The 5,119-nt window shown below is 72.7% G+C and carries 3 protein-coding genes; all 3 read left to right on the top strand.

Annotated elements, in window-relative coordinates:
- Positions 1 to 3,622 (top strand): excinuclease ABC subunit A (locus ACLEQD_RS36540; protein WP_410390514.1); only part of this gene is annotated, 3,622 nt, incomplete at its 5' end.
- Between the two features lie 34 nt (positions 3,623 to 3,656).
- Positions 3,657 to 4,217 (top strand): glutathione peroxidase, encoded by a 561-nt coding sequence (locus tag ACLEQD_RS36535; RefSeq protein ID WP_410390513.1) that lies wholly within the window; start codon positions 3,657 to 3,659, stop codon positions 4,215 to 4,217.
- 132 nt (positions 4,218 to 4,349) lie between these two features.
- Positions 4,350 to 5,119 (top strand): chemotaxis protein (locus ACLEQD_RS36530; protein ID WP_410390511.1); only part of this gene is annotated, 770 nt, incomplete at its 3' end.

The following is a 5,119-nucleotide window of genomic DNA, read 5'->3' as shown; positions in this document are numbered from 1 at the left end:
CGCTGGCGAAGCGGCAGGACTGCCCACCGGCGCATGCTGTCCGGCGGCGTCGGAGGCGCCGCGCACGCCGCGCACCCGCACGGGCGAGCTGGTCATCCGCGAGGCGCGCGAGCACAACCTCAAGGACGTGTCCGTGCGCGTGCCGCTGGGCGTGCTGTGCGCCATCACCGGGCCCAGCGGCTCCGGCAAGAGCACGCTGATGGACGAGGTGCTCTACCGGCACCTGGCGCGCGGGCTGGGCGTGAAGGACGTGGAGGCCCCCGGCGACGTGGCGGCGGTGGAGGGCGGGGCGCAGGTGCAGGCCATCACCTTCGTGGACCAGTCCCCGCTGGGGCGCACGTCGCGCGGCAACGCGGCCACGTACACCAAGGCGTGGGACCGGCTGCGCGAGCGCTTCGCGTCCGAGCCCGACGCGGAGGTGCGGGGCCTGACGTCCGCGCACTTCTCCTTCAACGTGGACAAGGGCCGCTGCGAGGCCTGCGCGGGCGAGGGCTACGAGACGGTGGAGATGCAGTTCCTCGCGGACGTGGCCCTGTTGTGCGCGGTGTGCCGGGGCCGGCGCTTCAAGGAGGAGGTGCTCGCCGTCCGGCACCAGGGCTTCAGCGTGGCGCAGGTGCTGGAGATGACGGTGGACGAGGTGCTCCAGCACTTCGGCGACGATGCTGCATTGAAGCGCACGCTGGGACCCGCGCAGCGGCTGGGGCTGGGCTACCTGCCCCTGGGCCAGCCCCTGTCCACGCTGTCCGGCGGCGAGGCGCAGCGGCTCAAGCTGGCGCGCGCGCTGGCCAGCGACGCGAAGGGCACGCTGTTCCTCATCGACGAGCCGAGCGCCGGCCTTCACGCGGAGGACGTGCGCCACGTGATGGCGTCGCTGCACGCGCTGGTGGACCGGGGCGCCAGCGTGCTCGTGGTGGACCACGACGTGTCGGTGATGAAGGGCTCGGACTGGATCATCGACCTGGGGCCCAAGGGCGGCCGGGACGGTGGCCGGCTGGTGGCGGAGGGCACGCCCGCGGACGTGGCGAAGGTGCAGGGCAGCGCCACCGCCGCCGCGCTCCGGGGCGAGGGCAAGCCGCTGGCGAAGGCGGTGAAGCTGCGCCGCCCGGGGAAGGACGCGCCGCCCGCCATCGAGGTGGAGCACGCGCGCGAGCACAACCTCAAGGACGTGTCCTGCCGGATTCCCCTGGGGAAGATGACGGTGGTGACGGGGCCCAGCGGCTCCGGCAAGAGCTCGCTGGTGTTCGACGTCGTCTTCGCGGAAGGGCAGCGCCGCTTCCTGGAGACGCTGACGCCGTACGCCCGGCAGTTCCTGCCCACGCTGCCGCGCCCGGACGTGGAGCGCATCAGCAGCATCCCGCCCACCGTGGCGCTGGAGCAGCGCACGTCGCGCGCGGGGGCCACCAGCACCGTGGCCACCGTCACCGAGGTCGCCCACTACCTGCGCCTCATGTACGCGAAGATTGGCGAGCCGCACTGCCCGCACGACGACACGCCCATCGGCGCCACCACGCCCGCGGCGCTCTACGCGCAGGTGCTGGCGACGAAGGGCGAGGGGCAGGTGCTGGCGCCCGCGGTGCGCGCTCGCAAGGGCACGTACCTGGACGTCTTCACCGCGGCGGCGCGCGCGGGCATTACCCAGGCCATCGCGGACGGGGAACTGGTGTCCACGGACAACCCGCCGCGCCTGACGAAGACGAAGGAGCACGACATCGACCTCGTGATGTACGAGGGCAGGCTCGCGAAGCTGCCGCGCGAGGTGTTCGAGGCGTCGCTCAACTGGGGCAAGGGCGCCGTGAAGCTGCGCACGGGCAAGGCGGAGACGCTGCTGTCCAGCGAGCGCACGTGCCCCAGGTGCGGCACCGCCGTGCCGGAGCTGGATCCGCGCTGGTTCTCCTTCAACACGAAGCAGGGCCGCTGCGAGTCGTGCGAGGGCACCGGCGTGCAGGGCGGTCCTTCCGCGATGGCCGAGGGCGAGACGGCCCCGTGTCGCACGTGCGGCGGCACCCGCCTGTCCCCAGTGCCGCGCGCGGTGCGGCTGGAGGGCGCGCGCTACCACGAGGTGGTGCAGGCGTCGGTGACGGCCACGCTCGCGCGCGTGCGCACCTGGAAGCTCAAGGGCGACCGGGCGCTCTTGGGCGAGACGGCGCGGCAGGAGATGCTCCGCCGCCTGGAGTTCCTGGAGCGCGTGGGCCTGGGGTACCTGTCCCTGGACCGCAACGCCGCCACGCTGTCCGGCGGTGAGATGCAGCGGCTGCGGCTGTCCGCGCAGCTGGGCGCGGGCCTCACCGGCGCGATGTACGTGCTGGACGAGCCCACCATCGGCCTGCACCCGCGCGACACGCACCGGCTGCTCGACAACCTGCGCGCGCTGGTGGAGACGGGCTCCACGGTGCTCGTGGTGGAGCATGACTCGGACACCATCCGCGCCGCGGACCACCTGCTGGACCTGGGGCCCACGGGCGGCCGGGGCGGTGGCCACATCCTGGCGGAGGGCACGCCGGACGTGGTGCTGGAGTCGGACTCTCCCACCGCGCTGGCGCTGCGGGCCGCGCAGGTGCGGCCTCCTTCCGGGAGGGGCGAGCCGAAGGCCTGGGTGGAGCTGAACGGCGCGCGCGCGAACAACCTCCAGCGCGTGGACCTCAAGCTGCCGGTGGGCCGGCTCAACGTCGTCTCCGGCGTGTCGGGCTCCGGCAAGAGCACGCTCATCCGGCAGGTGCTGTACCCGGCGCTGCGCGACCGGCTGGGGCTCGTCACCTCGAAGCCCGGCGCGTTCGACTCGCTCAAGGGCACGGAGTCCATCAAGCGGGTGCTGTCGGTGGACCAGTCGCCCATCGGCCGCACGCCGCGCTCGGTGCCGGCGACGTTCCTGGGCATCTGGGATGAGCTGCGCCGCGTGTTCGCGGCCACGCCCGAGGCGAAGATCCGCGGCTTCGGGCCCGCGCGCTTCTCCTTCAACACGGCGGCGGGCGGCCGCTGCAAGGTGTGCGAAGGGCAGGGCGCCATCTCCCATGAGATGTCCTTCCTGCCGGACGTCGTCACGCCGTGCGAGGCCTGCAACGGGGCGCGCTTCGACGCCGCCACGCTGGAGGTGCGCTACCACGGGCTCACCGTGGGCGACGTGCTGCGCCTGTCCGCGGACGAGGCGAAGGACGTGTTCCGTTCGCTGCCCAAGGTCGCGGCTCCGCTGGAGTGCCTGGCGGACCTGGGCGTGGGCTACCTGCAACTGGGCCAGGGCTCCAACACGCTGTCCGGCGGCGAGGCGCAGCGGCTCAAGCTGGCCGCGGAGCTGACGGCCACCTCCCGCCACGAGCCCACGCTGTACGTGCTGGATGAGCCCACCACGGGCCTGCACCTGGGCGACGTGGAGAAGCTGATCACCTTCCTGGGCCGGCTGGTGGACCGGGGCGACACGCTGGTCGTCATCGAGCACCACCCGTCGGTCATCGCCGCGGGTGACCACGTGGTGGAGCTGGGGCCGGAGGGCGGCGAGGGCGGAGGCCGCATCGTGGGCGCGGGCACGCCTCGCGAGGTGGCGAAGCTCAAGACGCCCACGGGCCGCGTGCTCAAGACGGTTTTTTCCACTGAAGAACCCAGGACGCGCGTCGCCGCGCGGGGACGGTGAAACGATGAACGCCTTGCGGCATCCTGCTCGCGCCATGCGAACCCCACTGCTGTTCACCGTCGCGACGGTGCTCTCCCTCTCCACGGCGGCCTCCGCCGCGGACAAGACCGAGAAGAAGGCCATGTCCCTCCACCAGCTCTCCGCCAACCGGCTCGACGGCAAGCCCGAGAAGCTGTCGGACTTCCAGGGCAAGGTCGCCCTCGTCGTGAACACCGCGTCCGAGTGCGGCTACACGCCGCAGTACAAGGGCCTGGAGGCGCTGTACCAGGGCTACAAGGACAAGGGCGTGGTCGTCCTGGGCTTCCCGTCCAACGACTTCGGCGGGCAGGAGCCGGGCACCTCCGAGCAGATCGCGAAGTTCTGCGAGCTGCGCTTCAAGGTCTCCTTCCCCATGTTCGAGAAGGTGAAGACGAAGGGCGAGGGCCAGTCCCCCGTCTACGCGTTCCTCGCCAAGGACCACGGCGAGCCCAAGTGGAACTTCCACAAGTACGTGGTGGGCAAGGACGGCCAGGTGAAGGCAGCCTTCCCCAGCAGCGTCACGCCGGACAGCCCGGAGCTGAAGGCCGCCATCGACAAGGCGCTCGCGGAGAAGTGACGGGCGTTCCCCGGCGACGGATCCGGTCCTCGTGACGTGGCTCCGCGCCGGGCGTTGGACGTCCGACGTTGGCTCCGCGCCGGGGGGCCGCTCGGAGGACGGGGTGGGCGTGCGCAGCTTGGGTCCCGGCCCATGGCTCCGGTTCCTCCCCCTGTCCGCGTCGTGACCGTGGTGCTGTTCGCGGCGCTGTGCGGTGGATGCGCGTCGCTGGAGCCCCAGCGCTCGGAGCTGGCGACTCGCGTGGGCCGCTCCGACCTGTCCGTGGCGGTGATGCGCACGCGGGTGCGGGACCTGGCCCGGCGCTTCTCCGGCTTGATTGAAGCCCTGGCGGACGACCTGGCCGCGCGCTCCGGCTCACCCTCCGTGGCCGCGGCCATGCTGCGGTTCAAGGCCAACGCGGTGCCCGCCGTGCAGAGCTCGCTCTTCAAGCCGGATCCGGTGGCGGCCCTCATCGACACGTGGGTGCTGCTGGCCCAGCTGGAGGAGGCCCTGCCGCGCTCCGCCGCGGGCGCCTCGCCGGAACTGGTGGCGCGCGCCCATGACTCGCTGGTGGCGCTGGAGTCCCAGCTGGAGGCCGAGTGGCGCGAGGTCACCGGCCGCGAGGACGTGACCGGGGCCCGTGACCAGGTGCACGCCTGGGCCGCGGAGCACCCGCTGACCGGACCGCTCGTCACCCGCGAATCCACCACGGCCCTGCTGGCCTCCCTCACGGATGTGACGGGGGGAGGCCTGCGGTCCACGGCGGCCGGCCTCGTCGAGGACACGCGCGACCTCACCGCGCGCGTGGACCTCTATGCGACGAGCCTGCCCCGGCAGGCGCGCTGGCAGGCGGAGCTGGTCGCCACCGGCGCCCTGCGTGCCCCCACCGTCCAGGCCGCGCTGGCGGAGCTGGGCGAACGGTG

It is taken from the genome of Corallococcus sp. 4LFB, assembly GCF_046520365.1.
GTDB lineage: Bacteria > Myxococcota > Myxococcia > Myxococcales > Myxococcaceae > Corallococcus > Corallococcus caeni.
The sequence above is the reverse complement of the archived record's forward strand: the minus strand, read 5'-3'. Positions and strand labels throughout refer to the sequence as shown.

What these genes read in the sequence shown, in the direction of transcription:
- ACLEQD_RS36535 (WP_410390513.1), top strand. Translation starts at nt 3,657, where the DNA reads ATGCGAACCCCACTGCTGTTCACCGTCGCGACGGTGCTCTCCCTCTCC.